The organism is Oceanibaculum nanhaiense (assembly GCF_002148795.1).
Taxonomy (GTDB): Bacteria; Pseudomonadota; Alphaproteobacteria; order Oceanibaculales; family Oceanibaculaceae; genus Oceanibaculum; species Oceanibaculum nanhaiense.
The window spans coordinates 300,301-316,117 of sequence record NZ_MPOB01000005.1 but is presented as its reverse complement, the minus strand read 5'-3'; the positions used below and the strand labels follow the sequence as shown (position 1 = coordinate 316,117).

The window sequence follows — 15,817 nt, the reverse complement described above, 5'->3', positions numbered from 1 at the left end:
CTGCCGCCAAATCTTTCCCGCCGCAGGAGCTGACGCGATGAGCGAGACGATGAAGCAGCAGATCGAACTGACCGCCGCCGATGGCCATAAATTCGACGCCTACATGGCCGGGCCGGCCGGCAAGCCGAAGGGCGGGCTGGTCGTCATCCAGGAAATCTTCGGCGTGAACCCGCATATCCGCAGTGTCTGCGACGGCTTCGCCGCCGATGGCTATCTGTGCGTGTCGCCCGCCCTGTTCGACCGCACCGAGCGCAAGGTCGAGCTGGGCTACGACCCGGATGGGGTGGCGCGCGGGCGGGAGTTGCGGTCCAAGGTCAGCTGGGAACAGGTGATGCTGGACATGGCGGCATCCGTGGAGGCCGCGTCCGCCGCCGGCAAGGTCGGCACGGTCGGTTATTGCTGGGGCGGCTCGATCTCTTTCCTGTGCGCAACGCGCCTGCCGGTACAGGCCTCTGTGGTCTATTACGGCGGGCAGATCGTGCCGTTCAAGGATGAGGCGGCCAACGCCCCGCTGCTGATGCATTTCGGCGAGGCCGACAAGGGCATCCCGCTCAGCGATGTGGACCAGATCCGCAAGGCGCAGCCGCAGGCCGCGATCCATATCTATCCTGCCGATCACGGCTTCAACTGCGATGCCCGTGGCTCCTATGAACCGACCAGCGCGCGCATCGCCCGCGAGCGCACGATGGCTTTCTTCACCCAGCATATCGGCTGATTTTCGCACCCTTCCATCCGGGGCTTTGACAGTGTGCATATAAGTTGATATCAACTTATATCGCATCAGGGAGAACGAGAATGAAATATGTGGAAGGTTTCGTCTGCGCCGTGCCAGCCGCCAACAAGCAGGCCTATATCGAGCATGCCACCCTGGCCGGTGCGCTGTTGAAGGAATTCGGCGTCAGCCGCATGGTCGAGTGCTGGGGCGACGATGTTCGGGAGGGCACCGTCACCGACTTCCGCGGCGCGGTAAAGGCCAAGGATGATGAAGTGGTCGTGTTCAGCTGGTTCGAATACCCCTCGAAGGAGGTACGCGATACGGCCATGCACAAGATGATGAACGACCCGCGGATGAAGGACATGACCGTTGATATGCCGTTCGACGGCAAGCGCATGATCTTCGGCGGCTTCGTGCCGATCCTGGACCTGTAGCCTCTAGCCCCGCAGCGCCCGCCCCGCGACGGCGTCCAGCTTCGCCACCAGGGTGGCATCGCGGCTCTCCGGCGCGGTGATGATGGCGTGGTCCAGGGCGTGGTGGCAGCCTTTCTCGCAGGCCTCCTCGCGCCCCTTCAGCCGGGGGATCGCCGCCTTCACCAGCGCGCGGGCCTTGTCGGCGTTGGACAGCAGCACCTTCACCACCTGCTCCACCGTCACATGGTCGTGGTCGGGGTGCCAGCAATCGAAATCCGTCACCATGGCGACGCTGGCGTAGCACAGTTCCGCCTCGCGGGCGAGTTTGGCCTCGGGCATGTTGGTCATGCCGATCACATCGCAGCCCCAGCTGCGATAGAGCTTGGATTCCGCCTTGGTGGAGAATTGCAGCCCCTCCATCGCGAGATAGGTGCCGCCATCGACAAGGCGGATGCCGGTTTCCGTCGCCGCATCCAGCAAATGCCCGCCCAGCCGGCCGCAGACCGGATGCGCGACCGAGACATGGGCGACGCAGCCCTGGCCGAAGAAGCTCTTCTCGCGCGCGAAGGTGCGGTCGATGAACTGATCAACCAGCACGAAGGTGCCGGGTTCCAGATCCTCGCGCAGACTGCCCACGGCGCTGACCGACAGGATTTCGGTGACGCCGGCACGCTTCAGCGCGTCGATATTGGCGCGGTAATTGATGCTGGAGGGGCTCAGCGGATGACCCCGCCCATGGCGCGGCAGGAACACGACCGGCACCCCGTCCAGGTTGGCGAACAGCAGCTGGTCCGAAGGCTGGCCCCAGGGCGAGGCCACACTGCGCCATTCCTTGTCGCTAAGCCCGTCCAGATCATAGACGCCGCTGCCGCCGATAATGCCAATCATCGGCTGTGCCGATTCAGCCATTCCCTTGCTCCTCAGATATCGCAGGCGCCGCAGTTTGGTCGCTCCTGACCAGCGGATCAAGTACGGCAACACCAAACGAAAAGGGCGCCGTCACCGGCGCCCTTTCCTTCCGTCATGAAGCGGAATGCTTATTTCTTCACATCCGCCCAGATCTTGCGCATCGAGCCATAGGCAAGGCCGGTCAGCACGATCAGGAACAGCATGACGCTGATGCCCATCTGCTTGCGGCGCTCCATCTCCGGCTCGGCCGCCCAGGCCAGGAAGGTCGAGATGTCACGGGCCTGCTGTTCGATGGTCGCCGCGGTACCGTCGGCATAGGTCACGCCATCGGGGTAGATCGGCTGCGCCATGGCGATCTGATGGCCGGGGAAGTAGGCGTTGTAGTTCATCCCCTCCATCATCGTGACATCGGCCGGCGGCTCCACATAGCCGGTGAGCAGGGCATAGAGATAGTCAGCCCCGCCCGGACGGGCCTTCACGATCAGCGACAGATCCGGCGGATAGGCGCCGCCATTGGCGAAACGCGCCGCCTTCTCGTTGGGGAAGGGCCGTGCAAACTTGTCCGACGGCTCGGCCGGACGCTCGAACATCTCGCCATCGTCGTTCGGGCCATCCGTCACGGTATAGCCAGCGGCGATTGCCTTCACCTCGGCCTCGTTGAAGCCGAGATCCGCGAGATTCCGGTAGCTCAGATGGTAAGCGCCATGGCAGGTCGAGCAGACTTCCTTATAGACCTGGAAGCCGCGCTGTGCGGCTGCCCGGTCGAAGGTCCCGAAGATGCCCGAGAAGCTCCACTCCTGGCTCGGAACCGCCACGCCAGCGGCGGCATTGGCCCCGGCCGGCAGTGCCAGCAGCAGCGCGATGGCAGTCAGGCTACGCGATACGAACTTACGCATTACTGCTTCTCCATCGGGGCTGCAGGCGCGGACGCGAAACCGGAACCCGTCACCGGCTTGGAGATGCTGGCCGGCAGGGGTTTGGGTCGTTCGATCACGCTGAGCAGCGGCAGGATGATCAGGAAGTGGATGAAGTAGTAGGCGGTGGCGATACGGCCGATGACGATGTAGATGCCCTCAGCCGGCATGGCGCCGATATAGCCCAGCACGATGCAATCCAGCAGCAGGATCCAGAAGAACTGCTTGTACAGCGGCCGGAACTTGGCGCTGCGCACCGGCGACCGGTCGAGCCACGGCAGCACGAACAGCACCGCGATGGCCGCAAACATCAGCAGCACGCCGCCCAGCTTGTCCGGCACCGCGCGCAGGATCGCGTAGAACGGCAGGAAGTACCATTCCGGCACGATATGCGCCGGCGTGACCAGCGGGTTGGCCGGGATGTAGTTGTCCGGATGGCCCATATAGTTCGGGGCGAAGAACACGAAGCCGGCAAAGAGCAGGAAGAACACGCACAGGCCGAAGAAATCCTTCACCGTGTAGTACGGATGGAAGGGGATCGTGTCCTGCGGACCCTTGGCTTCAATGCCGATCGGATTGTTCGAACCGAAGCGGTGCAGCGCCACCAGATGCAGCACCACCAGCCCGACGATCACGAAGGGCAGCAGGTAGTGCAGCGCGAAGAAGCGGTTCAGCGTCGGATTATCGACCGAGAAACCGCCCCACATCCAGGTCACGACACTCTCGCCGATCAGCGGAATGGCCGAGAACAGGTTGGTGATGACGGTGGCGCCCCAGAAGCTCATCTGGCCCCACGGCAGCACATAGCCCATGAAGGCGGTTGCCATCATCGCCAGCAGGATCAGCACGCCCAGACCCCAGAGGATCTCGCGCGGCGCCTTGTAGGAGCCGTAATAGAGCCCGCGGAAGATGTGGATATACACCACGATGAAGAACATCGAGGCGCCGTTCATGTGGATGTAACGGATCAGCCAGCCATAATTCACGTCGCGCATGATCCGCTCCACGCTTTCGAAAGCGTAGTCGGTGTGCGCCGTGTAGTGCATCGCCAGCGTGATGCCGGTGATCAGCATGACGACCAGCGTGATGCCGGCCAGCGATCCGAAATTCCAGAAATAATTCAGGTTCTTCGGCGTCGGGTATTCATGCAGCTCATGGTGCATGAAGGTGAAAACCGGCAGCCGGTGGTCGATCCACCGAATGACCGGGTTCGTCGTCGTGAAACCGCTCATCGAGGGAACTCCTAGCCGATGCGGATACGGGTGTCGCTCAGGAACTCATACGCGGGAACCGGCAGGTTCTCCGGCGCAGGCCCCTTGCGGATGCGTCCCGACGTATCGTAGTGCGATCCGTGGCACGGGCAGAACCAGCCGCCAAACTCGCCGCGCGGCTGGGTCGAGCTCTGGCCCAGCGGAATGCAGCCCAGATGCGTGCACACGCCGACGACGACCAGCCATTCCGGCTTCTCGACACGGGCGGTATCGGCCTGCGGGTCCGGCAGATCGCCCAGCGGAACGGCCGTTGCCTCTTCGATCTCCACCGCGGTGCGGTGACGGATGAAGACCGGCTTGCCGCGCCAGCTGACCGTGATCGCCTGACCTTCGGCGATCTTGCTGATATCGACCTCGGTGGAGGCCAGGGCCAGCGTATCGGCTGCCGGGTTCCACTGGTCAATGAACGGCCAAGCGATCGCCGCAGCGCCTACCGCGCCAACGCCGACCGTCGCCAGATGCAGGAAATCACGCCGGGTGCCTTCGCCGTGCGCACCATGTGCGCCGCCTGCGGTGCCCGACTGTGCGGTTTGCGCCATTACTTTCCCCCGTACAGGCCTGTCTCTCAGGCTTTACAAAATACTACGGTGCCGCCAGGGGACATCGCGACACTCTGTCGCATCGCGGCAATCACGATCCCCACCCCTGCCGGGCGCGTCGGGTATAATGCAATCCGACACGATTGCAAAGCACAACACAGCCCTGGCGAAAACCTACTGACATGCACCTTGCCCTGTTTCAACCGGATATACCACAAAACGCAGGCAGCATCATGCGTCTGGGCGCCTGTCTGGGGGTCCCGGTGGACCTGATAGAGCCTGCCGGCTTCATCATCGACGACAAGCGGATGCGGCGCGCCGGCATGGACTATATCGACCGGCTGACGCTTATCCGCCATGCCTCCTGGGAGCGGTTCCAGGCCGACCGCGCGCCCGGCCGGCTGGTGTTGCTGACGACGAAGGGCGCCACACCCTATCCCGATTTCGCCTTCCGGCCGGACGATATCCTGATTCTCGGCAGGGAAAGCAGCGGTGTGCCGGAGGAGGTGCACGAGGCTGCCGATGCCCGTCTGGTCATCCCCTTGCTGCCGGACTTGCGTTCGATCAATGTCGCGCAGGCAGCCGCTATGGTGCTGGGCGAGGCACTGCGGCAGACTGGTGGCTTTCCCGCCGCCACTGCACCCGCCAACTGGGCGCCCGCCAACCGGGCCGGAGGATAAGAAGAAACATGAGCGATTCGCAAAGCACTGCCCTGACAGAAGCCCGCAAGCAACAGGCCACCGACTGGTTCCGGGACTTGCGCGACCGCATCTGCGCCGCCTTCGAGGCATTGGAAGACAGCTATGCCGGCTCCCTCTCCGACCTGCCGGCGGGGCGGTTCGAGCGTAAGGCCTGGGACCGTCCGGAAGGCGGCGGCGGCGTCATGTCGGTCATGCGTGGCCGGGTGTTCGAAAAGGTGGGGGTGAATATCTCCACCGTGCATGGCGAATTCTCCGAACAGTTCCGCGCGCAGATACCGGGCGCCGACAAAGATCCGCGCTTCTGGGCCACCGGCATCTCGCTGGTGGCGCATATGCACTCCCCGCTGGTGCCGGCGGTGCACATGAACACCCGCCATATCGTCACCACCAAGGCCTGGTTCGGCGGTGGCGCCGACCTGACGCCGATGGTGCCGGATGCGGAGGATACCGCCTTCTTCCACGGCGCGCTGAAATCCGCCTGTGACCGGCATGGCGCGGATTACTACGAGCGCTTCAAGAAATGGTGCGACGAGTATTTCTTCCTGCCGCACCGGGGCGAACCGCGCGGCGTCGGCGGCATCTTCTACGACTATCTCGACAAGGACTGGGAGAAGGACTTCGCCTTCACCCGCGATGTCGGGCTTGCCTTCCTAGAGGCCTATCCCGCCCTCGTGGCCAAACATATGGAGAAGCCCTGGACCGAGGCGCAGCGCGAGCACCAGCTGGTGCGGCGTGGCCGCTATGTCGAGTTCAACCTGCTGCACGACCGCGGCACGAAGTTTGGCCTGATGACCGGCGGCAATACCGAGGCGATCCTGATGTCGATGCCACCCATGGCGAAGTGGCCGTAAGGCTGCCCTGCATCGAAGGGGCTTTGCCGCCGCCGGGTCATGGCCTAGATTCCCAGCAAAACTAATCAATGTCTGAGGAAACGACCATGACCCGCCTGACCGACGCCCAGCTTGCCTTCCGCGCCCGTGCCCGTGAGCTGGCCCAGAGCGTGATCGCCCCGCGCGCCGCCGAGGTGGACCGCAGCGAGCAATATCCCTGGGACAATGTGGCCGCGCTGCGCGATGCCGGCTTCTTCGGCATGACCATCCCGCAGGCCTATGGGGGCCAGGGGCTGGGCTATCTGGAGACCTGCCTGCTGATCGAGGAGATGGCGAAGGTCTGCGGTGTGACCGGCCGCATCGCGGTTGAGGCCAATATGGGCGCCATCGGCGCCATCATGGCCTATGGCACCGAGGCGCAGAAGAAGCTGGCGGCCAGCCTGGTGCTGAAGGGCGACAAGCCGGCGATCTGCATTACCGAGCCAGATGCCGGCAGCGCCGCCACCGAGATGACGACCCGCGCCGAAAAGAAGGGCGACCGCTATGTCATCAACGGCAAGAAGCACTGGATCACAGGCGGCGGCGTCTCCAAGCTGCACCTGATCTTCGCCCGCGTGTTTGAGGATGGCGTCGAGCAGGGCATCGGCGGCTTCATCGCCGTGCGTGACCCGGAGAACGGCATCGACCCCAAGGGCCTGCGCATCGGCAAGCGCGAGCCGACCATGGGCCTGCGCGGCATCCCGGAGACCGAGGTGTTCTTCGAGGATCTGGAAATCTCCGCCGACATGGCGCTGGTGCCGCCAGAAGGCATCCGCCGCGGCTTCGCCGGGCTGATGAACGCCTATAACAGCCAGCGCGTGGGCGCGGCCACCGTGGCGCTGGGCATCGCGGCGGGCGCCTACGAGACGGCGCTGGACTTCGTGAAGAAGCGCGAGCAGTTCGGCCGGCCGATCTTCGAGTTCCAGGGGCTGCAATTCATGCTGGCCGACATGTCGATCAATGTGGAGGCGGCGCGCGCCCTGATCCACAACGCCGCCGTCAGCGACGAGCCCTTCCCGGAGCCGACCGCCGCCGCCCAGGCCAAGGTGTTCGCCTCGGAAATGGCGGTAACGGTGACCAACAATGCCCTCCAGCTGCACGGCGCGGCCGGCTATTCGCGCAACAACCCGCTGGAGCGCATGGTCCGCGATGCCCGCATGTTCACCATCGGCGGCGGCACCGCGCAGGTGCTGCGCACCATGGTCGCCTCGCGCATCCTGGGCAAGAAGCTGCCGCAGACCCGCGACGGCTATCTGAACCTGCCCCGGGCGGCTGAATAATCCTATCAGGGTAGTTTCCACGGCATAGCACCCGCCCCCTACCGGAGGGTGCATTCGGTTTTCTGGCAACCCATATGACCTTGCAACCGTTTCGCAAGGATGATGAGGGTGTCATGACCGAAGCCGCCTACCGCAATCCCTATAGGGATGAAAGCGATACGATGGGCACCGTGAAGGTGCCCGCCGACCGGCTGTGGGGGGCGCAGACCCAGCGTTCGTTGCAGAATTTCCGCATCGGCGGCGAGCGCATGCCAGATCCGCTGATTCGCGCCTTCGGCGTGCAGAAGAAAGCGGCGGCGCTGGCCAACATGGCGCTGGGCGAACTGGAACAGCGCCTGGGCGACGCCATCGTGAAGGCCGCGGAAGAGGTCGCGGACGGTACGCTTGCCGAGCATTTTCCCCTGGTGGTCTGGCAGACCGGCAGCGGCACCCAGACCAACATGAACGCCAACGAGGTGATCGCCAACCGGGCGAACGAGATGCTGGGCGGCCAGCGCGGCGCGAAATCGCCGGTGCATCCGAACGACCATGTGAACCGTAGCCAGTCCTCCAACGACAGTTTCCCGACCGTCATGCATATCGCGGCGGCGAGCGAGATCGTGAACCGGCTGCTGCCCGCGCTGCGCCACCTGCATGCGGCGCTGGAGGCGAAGCGCCAGCGTTTCGCCGACATCGTGAAGATCGGCCGCACCCATCTGCAGGACGCCACGCCGCTGACGCTGGGCCAGGAATTTTCCGGTTACGCCACGCAGATCGCCTACGGCATCGCGCGAATCGAGGGCACGCTGCCCCGGCTGTACGAGCTGGCGCAGGGCGGCACCGCCGTCGGCACCGGCCTCAACGCGCCGGAAGGCTTCGATACCGCCTTCGCCGCCGAGGTCGCGCGTCTGACCGGCCTGCCCTTCGTGACGGCGGCCAACAAGTTCGAGGCGCTGGCCGCGCACGATGCGCTGGTCGAGAGTTCCGGCGCGCTGAACACGCTGGCCGTCTCGCTGATGAAGATCGCCAACGACATCCGCCTGCTGGGTTCCGGCCCGCGCTCCGGCCTTGCCGAGCTGCGCCTGCCGGAGAACGAGCCCGGCTCCTCCATCATGCCGGGCAAGGTGAACCCGACCCAGGCCGAGGCACTGACCATGGTGTGCGCCCAGGTGATGGGCAATCACATGACCGTCACCGTGTCGGGGATGAGCGGCCATCTGGAGCTGAACGTGTTCAAGCCGGTGATCGCCTACAATGTACTGCAGTCGATCCGGCTGCTGGCCGACGCCGCGATCAGCTTTGCCGATAATTGCGTCGCCGGCATCGAGGCTGATACCGCGCGCATATCCGAGCATGTCGAGCGCTCGCTGATGCTGGTCACCGCGCTCGCTCCGCATATCGGCTATGACAAGGCGGCTTCTGTCGCGAAAAAGGCACATTCCGACGGTAAAACACTACGCGAGACGGCGCTGGCTCTAGGCTATGTCGATGCCGAGTCGTTCGATCGCTGGGTCGATCCGCGCCTGATGATCGCCCCGACCCGCAACGGGGAGAAGGAACCGTGAGCGCGACAACCATCCGCAAGCGTTCGGTCGTCATTGCCGGGCATCGCACCAGCGTTTCGCTGGAAGATATTTTCTGGGAACAGCTTCAGGTGCTCGCGAAACGTCAGCGCCTGTCCGTGAACGCCCTCGTCGAGAGCATCGATCGGGAGCGCGCCGCCAACCTGTCCAGCGCCATCCGCGTCTTCGTGCTGGAACAGTTGCTGGACCGTCCAGCCAACTGACGCCTGGCTAATTGACGCCTCGCTAATTGACGTCTGGCAGGTCCCGGTACATGTAGATCGCGAAATCGCTGTAGAAATACTCGTGCCGCAACAGCAGGCGCGGCGACAGGGTGCGGCAGAAATCCAGCGTGCGCAACGGGTCGAGCCGCAGGAACCCTTCCTCATTCTCTGAGCGGTCCCAGCTCGACAGCGAGGTGAAGGCGACCCCCCGGCGGCAGGCCCGGAACAACGCGGCGATGGTCTCCCGCGCTTCCTCCTCGGTCATCTCCACGAAAATACCGCTGGCGACCACAATGTCCGCCTGCCAGCGTTCCGGCGCATCGCGGATATCGGCACAGTCAAAGCTTATGTCGAAGCCGTCGGCGAAACGGGCACGGCGCGCGCGCTCCACCATCTGCGGCAGCGCATCGATGCCGATATACCGGCCCTGAAAATCATGTTCGCCCAGATAGGTGGCGAAATCGCCCAGCCCGCAGCCGGCGTCTAGCACCGTATCATCCGGCTTGATACCGATATCGGCCAGCGCGATGAAACGGACAGACTGTTCGAAGATGTTAGGCCACGCCTGGGCTTCCGGCCCGATGCGGTGGCGGTCCAGCCGGGGCAGGTAAAGCGCCTCCAGCCGGCGCCGGTAGCCGCTGTCGGCTGGCGCCGTCAGGCCACCACCTCGACGGAATAATTCTCGATCACCGTGTTGGCCAGCAGCTTGCGGCACATCTCCTCCGCCGCCGCCTTGGCCTTTGCCGGGTCGCTCTCCGCGAGATCGAGCTCGATATACTTGCCCTGCCGGACGTCCCCGATGCCGGTGAAGCCCAGCACTTCCAGCGCATGGTGGATGGCCTTGCCCTGCGGGTCGAGAACGCCGTTCTTCAGCGTGATATGTACTTTCGCCTTCACAGATTCCGCTTTCCGTTAGTCGCAGAAAAACAATGTAGCAGCCCTGGCGGCTACTGCATCACCTTCGGGCCCTTCATGTCGGTCGGGCCGCCCTCGGGCAGGATGCCCAGGCGCCGCGCAACCTCCTGATAGGCTTCCTTCACGCCACCCAGATCCTGACGGAAGCGGTCCTTGTCCATCTTCTCGTTGGTCTTGGCGTCCCACAGCCGCATGTTATCCGGGCTGAGTTCGTCGGCGAGGACGATACGCATCTCGTCCTCGCTGTACAGCCGCCCGAATTCCAGCTTGAAATCGACGAGCCGCAGGCCGATGCCCACGAACAGGCCGGTCAGGAAGTCGTTCACCCGCAGCGACAGCGCCAGGATGTCGTCGATCTCCTGCGTCGTCGCCCAGCCGAAGGCGGTGATGTGCTCTTCCGAGATCATCGGGTCGCCCAGCGAATCCGACTTGTAATAATACTCGACGATGGCACGCGGCAGCAGCTGGCCTTCCGGCACGCCGAAGCGCTTCACCAGCGACCCGGCGGCGATGTTGCGCACCACCACCTCGACCGGAATGATCTCGACCTCGCGGACCAGCTGCTCGCGCATGTTCAGCCGGCGCACGAAATGGGTCGGGATGCCGATCTCGATAAGACGCTGCATCAGGAACTCGGAGATGCGGTTGTTCAGCACCCCCTTGCCGGTAATGACGCCATGCTTCTGGTTATTGAAGGCGGTGGCGTCGTCCTTGAAATACTGCACCAGAGTGCCGGGCTCCGGCCCTTCGAACAGGACCTTGGCCTTGCCCTCATAGATGCGTCTGCGTCTGGCCATATGGAGAAACTCCCGAGAAGGAACCCCGAACAGGGGCAGCGCACGCTGCGCGGTCGCGCGCCTGTCGCTTTCGCCTCCCTATAGCAGGAAGCCGGAGGCGAAACAATGTGAGTGAATGGCAGGCTTAGCCTTGTCTCTTCTGGTCGAGCGACACCGGTTCATATTCCGTCGCATCCGGCGCGCCTGGTGCGAACAGCCAGACCGGCTTCAGGAGAGCCTCTCCCGGCCCGGTCGGGCGCGGAAGCGCGATCAGCGAGGAGGAGACGGTGCCGAAGCCATTCCCGCCGCCATCCTCGGGGCGAATGGTCATGGCGCCGCGCGGGCCGGCCGCGGGATCATGCTCCGTGGCGGCCATCAGATTGCACCATTCCGTCCAGTCACCGGTGACGGGATCGGGCACGGCGGCGTTCTCGAACAGAGGCAGGTAGCGGTCGATACGCGGGCTGGTGCGGTCGTCGATGTCGCGCGCCGTCAGCATATGCAGGCCAGGCGGCAGCGGGTGCAATTCGATATGGCCGCCCGCGCCACCTTCGCTGCGCAGCCAGTAGCCGCCATCGCTGTCGGCCAGCAGCATATTGAAAGGCCGGTAGGCGGCGGGATCGAGATCGGCCAGCGCTTCCGCCGCCAGCGCCGCGTCGGCATGGTCCAGCGCATCCAGCACCAGCTCGCCCCGGCTGCGCTTGCCGGGGGCCGGGCCCAGTGTGCCGACCCGGTTCAGAATCGCCGCCGCCACGCCATGGTCGTTGAGACCAAGCCAGCTTCCGCCCGCCAGCACGTCGAGCCCGGCTGTCACGTCCGGCCGATCTTCCCAGTGCCGGGCCGGCGGCTGCCAGGGCCGGCCGGCCATCTCGTCCCGGTTGGCGGCGATCAGGACCGGCCAGTCATGGCCGGGACGATGCAACAGAATGACGGTGCACATGGCATTTTCCGGAAAGCGTCACGAAATTGATGGTTCAGAATCGCAGGGCGATAGCGTAGATAAGGGCGCAACCCTATATGGGAAGTGAGTGGCGCGGATGCGCCGTCGATGCAAGGTAACAGAGCGGAGCAGCAGCATGGCGTCTTTCAGCGAGCGCGAACAGGCCTTCGAGAACAAGTTCAAGCACGATGCGGAACTCCGCTTCAAGATCATCATGCGGCGCAACAAGCTTGTCGGGCTGTGGGCGGCCGGGCTGCTGGGCCACACCGGCGACAAAGCCGAGGAATATGCCAAGAGCGTCGTCGAATCCGACTTCGAGAAGCCCGGCCATGACGATGTCATCGCCAAGCTGATGGCCGATTTCGAGACCGCCAAGCTGGAGATGAGCGAGCATCGCCTGCTGAAGCAGATGGAAGAGATGCTCGACGAGGCGCAGCGCCAGATCACGGCGGAGTAACCCGCCCCCAACTCAGCATGTCATTCCCGGGCTTGTCCCGGGAATCCAGGTATCAGCCTACTCGTCCAATGATCCAGTAAGCTGAACCCTGGACCCCCGGCACAAGGCCGGGCGTGACGGCGAAAAAAATGCCCGGGTCTTGCCCGGGCATTTGCTTTTCGGCTCGCTGTTCTGGCCTTACGCCCCGAACACCCGGGCGAAGATCGTATCGACATGCTTGGTGTGGTAGCCCATGTCGAACAGCGCCTCCAGCTGGGCTTCGGACAGTTTCGCGGTCACGTCCTTGTCGGCCTTCAGCAGATCGAGGAAGTTCGCGCCTTTTTCCCAGACCTGCATGGCGTTGCGCTGCACGAGGCGGTAGGAATCCTCGCGGCTGGCCCCGGCCTGCGTCAGCGCCAGCAGCACGCGCTGCGAGAACACCAGCCCGCCCAGCTGGTTCAGGTTCTTATCGATGGCGTCGGGATAGACCACCAGCTTGTCGATCACGCCGGTCAGACGGGCCAGCGCGAAATCCAGCGTCACGGTGGCGTCAGGGGCGATCATCCGCTCGACCGAGGAATGGCTGATGTCGCGCTCGTGCCACAGCGCGACATTCTCCATCGCCGGAATCGCCATGCCGCGCACCAGCCGGGCGAGGCCGGTCAGATTCTCGGTCAGCACCGGGTTGCGCTTGTGCGGCATCGCCGAGCTGCCCTTCTGGCCGGGCGAGAAATACTCTTCCGCCTCGCGTACCTCGGTGCGCTGCAGATGGCGGATCTCGATGGCCAGATGCTCGATGGAGCTGGCGATCACACCCAGCGTCGCGAAATACATCGCATGCCGGTCGCGCGGGATCACCTGGGTGGAAATCGGCTCGACATTCAGCCCCAGCTTTTTCGCGACATGCGCCTCGACGCGCGGGTCGATGTTGGCGAAGGTGCCGACGGCGCCGGAAATCGCACAGGTGGCGATCTCCTCGCGCGCGGCGGCCAGCCGGTCGCGGTTGCGCTTGAACTCGGCATAGAAGGTGGCCAGCTTCAGCCCGAAGGTCACCGGCTCGGCATGGATGCCGTGGCTGCGGCCCATGCAGACCACATCCTTGTACTCATAGGCGCGGCGCTTCAGCGCGGCCAGCAGCTGGTCGATATCCTCCAGCAGGATGTCCGTCGCCTCGGCCAGCTGCACCGACAGGCAGGTATCCAGCACGTCCGACGAGGTCATGCCCTGATGGACGAAGCGGGCTTCCTCACCGACATGCTCGGCAAGGTTGGTCAGGAAGGCGATGACGTCGTGCTTCACCTCGCGCTCGATCTCGTCGATGCGCGCCGGATCGACCTTGCCCTGGCCACGCTCCCAGATCGCCTTGGCGGCCTCCTTCGGCACCACGCCCAGCTCGGCCAGCGCGTCGGTGGCGTGCGCCTCAATCTCGAACCAGATGCGGAATCGGTTCTCGGGCGCCCAGATGGCGGTCATGGCCGGACGGGAATAGCGCGGAATCATGGGCTCGTCTTCATCGTTACGGAATATCGGGGCCGGAGTATAGCAATCCTGCCGCCGGGGCTATACTGAATTGGGCCATGTAACGCCCACGCAAAAGAAAGGAGGCATCGCATGAAGGTGAAGGGCACCCCGATGCGGCCGATCCAGCCGAGCGCGGACGGACAGGCCGTCTCGATCATCGACCAGACCCGGCTGCCGCACGCGTTCGTGCTGGCGCGGCTGGAGACGCTGGCCGACGCGGCGGAGGCGATCCGCGCCATGCTGGTGCGCGGCGCGCCGCTGATCGGCGCCACGGCGGCCTATGGCGTCTGGCTGGCGATGCGCGCCGACGCGTCCGACGCCGCGCTGGAAGGCGCCATCGACACGCTGGCCGCCACAAGGCCGACCGCGATCAATCTGCGCTGGGCGCTGGAGGATATGCGCGGCACGCTGGCGCCGCTGCCGTCCGCCGGGCGTGCCGCCGCCGCCTTCGCCCGCGCCGGGGCGATCGCGGACGAGGATGTGGCGATCAACCACGCCATCGGCCGGCACGGGCTGGCGATCATCCGTGACATCGCCGCCGGCAAGAATCCCGGCGAGCCGGTCAATATCCTGACCCACTGCAATGCCGGCTGGCTGGCGACGGTGGATTGGGGCACCGCGACCTCGCCGATCTATCAGGCACATGACGGCGGCATCCCGGTGCAGGTCTGGGTGGACGAGACAAGGCCGCGCAACCAGGGCGCCGGGCTGACGGCGTGGGAGCTGGCCAATCACGGCGTGCCGCACAAGGTGATCGTCGATAATGCCGGCGGCCATCTGATGCAGAACGGCATGGTGGACATGGTGATCGTCGGCACCGACCGCACCACCGCCACCGGCGATGTCTGCAACAAGATCGGCACCTATCTGAAGGCGCTGGCGGCGCGCGACAATGGCGTGCCCTTCTATGTGGCGCTGCCCTCGCCAACCATCGACTGGTCGCTGTCCGACGGGCGCGCCATCCCCATCGAGGAGCGCGACGCCGCCGAGGTCACCCATGTCTGGGGCCGCACGGCGGATGGCGAGGTACTGCCGGTACGGGTGACGCCGGAGGAGAGCAGCGTCGCCAATTACGGCTTCGACGTCACGCCGGCCCGGCTGGTCACCGGCCTGATCACCGAGCGCGGCGTCGCCGGGGCCAGCCGCGAGGGGCTGCTCGCGCTGTTCCCGGAATATCGCGCGCGGGCGGCCGGCGAATGAGCGACCTGGAGTTGCGGCAGGCGCTGATCGCGGCCTGCCGCCGGATGAACGATCTCGGCATCAATCAGGGCAGTTCCGGCAATGCCAGCATCCGCCTGCCCGACGGGTCCGGCCTGCTGGTCACCCCCTCCAGCCTACCCTATGAAGCGATGCAGCCTGCCGATATCGTGGCGCTGGACTGGGACGGCATGCCCACTGGGCCAAGACGCCCGTCCAGCGAATGGCGCTTTCATCTGGACATATTGAAGGCACGGCCCGATGCCGGGGCGGTGCTGCACACCCATTCCATGTTCGCCACCACCCTGGCCTGTCTCGGCAAGAGCATCCCAGCTTTTCACTACATGGTGGCGGTCGCCGGCGGGGCGGATATCCGCTGTTCGCCCTATGCCACATTCGGCACGCAGGAACTGTCGGCCCATGCGGTGGCCGCACTGGAAGATCGCAAGGCCTGCCTGCTGGGCAATCACGGTATGATCTGCCTGGAGGTGACCATCGAGAAGGCGCTGGCGCTCGCCGTCGAGGTGGAGACGCTGGCCGCGCAATATTGGCGCGCGCTGCAGATCGGCGAGCCCCTCCTGCTGCCGGAGGAAGAGATGGCGCGGGTGCTGGAACGCTTCAGCCGCATGCGCTACGGTCAGTCACCAGACTAGAGA

General features: G+C 64.8%; 19 protein-coding genes. 10 read left to right on the top strand and 9 right to left on the bottom strand.

What is annotated here, in order from left to right:
- The first annotated feature begins 37 nt into the window (after positions 1–37).
- Both BKM74_RS11215 and BKM74_RS11210 read left to right on the top strand, forming a co-directional pair.
- Positions 38–715, top strand: a complete 678-nt coding sequence (locus tag BKM74_RS11215; RefSeq protein ID WP_217895466.1) for a dienelactone hydrolase family protein — start codon at positions 38–40, stop codon at positions 713–715.
- 80 nt (positions 716–795) lie between these two features.
- Positions 796–1,149, top strand: coding sequence for a DUF1428 domain-containing protein (locus BKM74_RS11210; RefSeq protein WP_086465799.1), 354 nt, complete (start codon positions 796–798; stop codon positions 1,147–1,149).
- A gap of 3 nt (positions 1,150–1,152) precedes the next feature.
- Here the strand turns inward: BKM74_RS11210 and BKM74_RS11205 are convergent, their stop codons facing one another.
- The 4 genes from BKM74_RS11205 to petA all read right to left on the bottom strand — a co-directional run bounded on the left by BKM74_RS11205 (position 1,153) and on the right by petA (position 4,761).
- Positions 1,153–2,037 (bottom strand): S-methyl-5'-thioadenosine phosphorylase, encoded by an 885-nt coding sequence (locus BKM74_RS11205; protein WP_086465798.1) that lies wholly within the window; start codon positions 2,035–2,037, stop codon positions 1,153–1,155.
- A gap of 128 nt (positions 2,038–2,165) precedes the next feature.
- Positions 2,166–2,933, bottom strand: a complete 768-nt coding sequence (locus tag BKM74_RS11200; protein ID WP_086465797.1) for a cytochrome c1 — start codon at positions 2,931–2,933, stop codon at positions 2,166–2,168.
- Positions 2,933–4,183: a cytochrome b gene (locus BKM74_RS11195; protein WP_086465796.1), complete on the bottom strand. Its 1,251-nt coding sequence runs from the start codon at positions 4,181–4,183 to the stop codon at positions 2,933–2,935. Before BKM74_RS11195 ends, BKM74_RS11200 begins: the two co-directional genes overlap by 1 nt.
- Before the next feature lie 11 nt (positions 4,184–4,194).
- Positions 4,195–4,761: a ubiquinol-cytochrome c reductase iron-sulfur subunit gene (gene petA, locus BKM74_RS11190; protein ID WP_086465795.1), complete on the bottom strand. Its 567-nt coding sequence runs from the start codon at positions 4,759–4,761 to the stop codon at positions 4,195–4,197.
- Positions 4,762–4,943: 182 nt separating this feature from the next.
- On the opposite strand from petA, the gene BKM74_RS11185 reads away from it, so the two are divergent.
- From BKM74_RS11185 to BKM74_RS11165, 5 genes are all read left to right on the top strand, one after another.
- Positions 4,944–5,441, top strand: a complete 498-nt coding sequence (locus BKM74_RS11185; RefSeq protein ID WP_086465794.1) for a tRNA (cytidine(34)-2'-O)-methyltransferase — start codon at positions 4,944–4,946, stop codon at positions 5,439–5,441.
- A gap of 8 nt (positions 5,442–5,449) precedes the next feature.
- Positions 5,450–6,313: an oxygen-dependent coproporphyrinogen oxidase gene (hemF, locus tag BKM74_RS11180; protein ID WP_086465793.1), complete on the top strand. Its 864-nt coding sequence runs from the start codon at positions 5,450–5,452 to the stop codon at positions 6,311–6,313.
- 86 nt (positions 6,314–6,399) lie between these two features.
- On the top strand, positions 6,400–7,611 hold the full coding sequence (gene acdA / locus BKM74_RS11175; RefSeq protein ID WP_086465868.1) for a 3-sulfinopropanoyl-CoA desulfinase: 1,212 nt from the start codon (positions 6,400–6,402) through the stop codon (positions 7,609–7,611).
- Positions 7,612–7,724: 113 nt separating this feature from the next.
- Positions 7,725–9,155 (top strand): class II fumarate hydratase, encoded by a 1,431-nt coding sequence (fumC, locus tag BKM74_RS11170; RefSeq protein ID WP_086465792.1) that lies wholly within the window; start codon positions 7,725–7,727, stop codon positions 9,153–9,155.
- On the top strand, positions 9,152–9,376 hold the full coding sequence (locus BKM74_RS11165; RefSeq protein ID WP_086465791.1) for a ribbon-helix-helix domain-containing protein: 225 nt from the start codon (positions 9,152–9,154) through the stop codon (positions 9,374–9,376). The genes fumC and BKM74_RS11165 overlap by 4 nt, the downstream gene beginning before the upstream one ends.
- A 22-nt stretch (positions 9,377–9,398) precedes the next feature.
- Here the strand turns inward: BKM74_RS11165 and BKM74_RS11160 are convergent, their stop codons facing one another.
- The 4 genes from BKM74_RS11160 to BKM74_RS11145 form a co-directional block, all read right to left on the bottom strand.
- The gene (locus BKM74_RS11160; RefSeq protein ID WP_086465790.1) at positions 9,399–10,091 is read right to left on the bottom strand and encodes a class I SAM-dependent methyltransferase; all 693 of its coding nucleotides are present in this window, start codon (positions 10,089–10,091) and stop codon (positions 9,399–9,401) included.
- A complete protein-coding gene (gene purS, locus BKM74_RS11155) occupies positions 10,031–10,273 on the bottom strand; it encodes a phosphoribosylformylglycinamidine synthase subunit PurS (RefSeq protein ID WP_008945041.1) in 243 nt (80 codons plus the stop codon). Before purS ends, BKM74_RS11160 begins: the two co-directional genes overlap by 61 nt.
- A gap of 50 nt (positions 10,274–10,323) precedes the next feature.
- Positions 10,324–11,088, bottom strand: coding sequence for a phosphoribosylaminoimidazolesuccinocarboxamide synthase (gene purC, locus BKM74_RS11150; protein ID WP_086465789.1), 765 nt, complete (start codon positions 11,086–11,088; stop codon positions 10,324–10,326).
- A 124-nt stretch (positions 11,089–11,212) separates the two neighbouring features.
- A complete protein-coding gene (locus BKM74_RS11145) occupies positions 11,213–12,007 on the bottom strand; it encodes an NRDE family protein (RefSeq protein WP_086465788.1) in 795 nt (264 codons plus the stop codon).
- Between the two features lie 136 nt (positions 12,008–12,143).
- On the opposite strand from BKM74_RS11145, the gene BKM74_RS11140 reads away from it, so the two are divergent.
- Positions 12,144–12,464, top strand: coding sequence for a DUF1476 domain-containing protein (locus BKM74_RS11140; RefSeq protein ID WP_086465787.1), 321 nt, complete (start codon positions 12,144–12,146; stop codon positions 12,462–12,464).
- Between the two features lie 177 nt (positions 12,465–12,641).
- On the opposite strand, the gene purB is transcribed toward BKM74_RS11140, so the two are convergent.
- Entirely contained in the window at positions 12,642–13,943 is a 1,302-nt protein-coding gene (gene purB / locus BKM74_RS11135; protein ID WP_086465786.1) for an adenylosuccinate lyase, read from the bottom strand.
- Between the two features lie 111 nt (positions 13,944–14,054).
- On the opposite strand from purB, the gene mtnA reads away from it, so the two are divergent.
- Together mtnA and BKM74_RS11125 are read left to right on the top strand one after the other, a co-directional pair.
- The gene (gene mtnA, locus BKM74_RS11130) at positions 14,055–15,164 is read left to right on the top strand and encodes an S-methyl-5-thioribose-1-phosphate isomerase (protein WP_086465785.1); all 1,110 of its coding nucleotides are present in this window, start codon (positions 14,055–14,057) and stop codon (positions 15,162–15,164) included.
- Positions 15,161–15,814 carry a class II aldolase/adducin family protein gene (locus BKM74_RS11125; protein ID WP_086465784.1) on the top strand — a complete coding sequence of 218 codons (654 nt, stop codon included), beginning with the start codon at positions 15,161–15,163 and terminating at the stop codon, positions 15,812–15,814. Before mtnA ends, BKM74_RS11125 begins: the two co-directional genes overlap by 4 nt.
- The last annotated feature ends 3 nt before the right edge of the window (positions 15,815–15,817 follow it).

Coding starts and splice junctions, on each gene's coding strand:
- BKM74_RS11215 (WP_217895466.1), top strand. CDS start 38: ATGAGCGAGACGATGAAGCAGCAGATCGAACTGACCGCCGCCGATGGC.
- BKM74_RS11210 (WP_086465799.1), top strand. CDS start 796: ATGAAATATGTGGAAGGTTTCGTCTGCGCCGTGCCAGCCGCCAACAAG.
- BKM74_RS11205 (WP_086465798.1), bottom strand. CDS start 2,037: ATGGCTGAATCGGCACAGCCGATGATTGGCATTATCGGCGGCAGCGGC.
- BKM74_RS11200 (WP_086465797.1), bottom strand. CDS start 2,933: ATGCGTAAGTTCGTATCGCGTAGCCTGACTGCCATCGCGCTGCTGCTG.
- BKM74_RS11195 (WP_086465796.1), bottom strand. CDS start 4,183: ATGAGCGGTTTCACGACGACGAACCCGGTCATTCGGTGGATCGACCAC.
- petA (WP_086465795.1), bottom strand. CDS start 4,761: ATGGCGCAAACCGCACAGTCGGGCACCGCAGGCGGCGCACATGGTGCG.
- BKM74_RS11185 (WP_086465794.1), top strand. CDS start 4,944: ATGCACCTTGCCCTGTTTCAACCGGATATACCACAAAACGCAGGCAGC.
- hemF (WP_086465793.1), top strand. CDS start 5,450: ATGAGCGATTCGCAAAGCACTGCCCTGACAGAAGCCCGCAAGCAACAG.
- acdA (WP_086465868.1), top strand. CDS start 6,400: ATGACCCGCCTGACCGACGCCCAGCTTGCCTTCCGCGCCCGTGCCCGT.
- fumC (WP_086465792.1), top strand. CDS start 7,725: ATGACCGAAGCCGCCTACCGCAATCCCTATAGGGATGAAAGCGATACG.
- purC (WP_086465789.1), bottom strand. CDS start 11,088: ATGGCCAGACGCAGACGCATCTATGAGGGCAAGGCCAAGGTCCTGTTC.
- BKM74_RS11145 (WP_086465788.1), bottom strand. CDS start 12,007: ATGTGCACCGTCATTCTGTTGCATCGTCCCGGCCATGACTGGCCGGTC.
- BKM74_RS11140 (WP_086465787.1), top strand. CDS start 12,144: ATGGCGTCTTTCAGCGAGCGCGAACAGGCCTTCGAGAACAAGTTCAAG.
- purB (WP_086465786.1), bottom strand. CDS start 13,943: ATGATTCCGCGCTATTCCCGTCCGGCCATGACCGCCATCTGGGCGCCC.
- mtnA (WP_086465785.1), top strand. CDS start 14,055: ATGAAGGTGAAGGGCACCCCGATGCGGCCGATCCAGCCGAGCGCGGAC.
- BKM74_RS11125 (WP_086465784.1), top strand. CDS start 15,161: ATGAGCGACCTGGAGTTGCGGCAGGCGCTGATCGCGGCCTGCCGCCGG.